The organism is Roseovarius salincola, assembly GCF_026891095.1.
GTDB lineage: Bacteria > Pseudomonadota > Alphaproteobacteria > Rhodobacterales > Rhodobacteraceae > Roseovarius > Roseovarius salincola.
The window spans coordinates 1-802 of record NZ_JAPTNL010000059.1 but is presented as its reverse complement, the minus strand read 5'-3'; the positions used below and the strand labels follow the sequence as shown (position 1 = coordinate 802).

Here is an 802-nt window from a genome sequence, read left to right as displayed (position 1 = left end):
GGTGCTGAAGGGGCAGGACGGGGAATTGCCGGTAGCGATCCCCCGTGACCGCGACAGCAGCTTCGAGCCGGAACTGGTGAAGAAGGGCCAGACCCGGATCGACGGTATGGATGACAAGATCATCGGGCTCTACGCCGCCGGTCTGACGGTGCGTGACATCCAGGCGCATCTACTCGACCTCTACGGTCTGAGGGTGTCGCCCGACCTGATCAGTCGGGTCACCGACGCGGTGCTGGACGAGGTTCGGGAATGGCAGAGCCGCGCGCTGGACCGTATGTATCCCATCGTCCTTTTCGACGCGCTACGGGTGAAGATCCGGGATGCCGACAGCCGGACGGTCAAGAACAAGGCCGTCTACGTCGCCCTCGGCGTCACCCGCGATGGCCAGCGTGAGGTTCTGGGCCTGTGGATCGCCGAGAACGAGGGGGCAAAGTTCTGGCTGTCGGTGATGAACGAACTGAAGAACCGGGGGCTGCAGGACATCCTGATCGCCGTCGTGGACGGCCTCAAGGGCTTCCCGGAGGCGATCACCGCCGCCTTTCCGGAGGCCATGGTTCAGACCTGCATCGTGCATCTGGTGCGCCATTCTCTGAACTTTTGTTCCTGGAAGGACCGCAAGATCGTGGCGGCCGACTTGCGCCGGATTTACAGCGCCCCGAGCGCCGAGATGGCCGAGGCCGAGTTGGATGCCTTCGAGGAAAAATGGGCCGGGAAATACGCCTCCATCGCCCCGGCCTGGCGCAGGGCATGGGCCGAGGTGATCCCATTCTTCGGCTTCGATCCGGCGATCCGCAAGATCATC

The 802-nt window shown here is 63.6% G+C and carries 1 protein-coding gene; it reads left to right on the top strand.

The features are described 5' to 3' along the window. A partial coding sequence (locus N5A93_RS19480) for an IS256 family transposase (protein WP_268956754.1) occupies nucleotides 1-802 on the top strand: 802 nt, incomplete at both ends.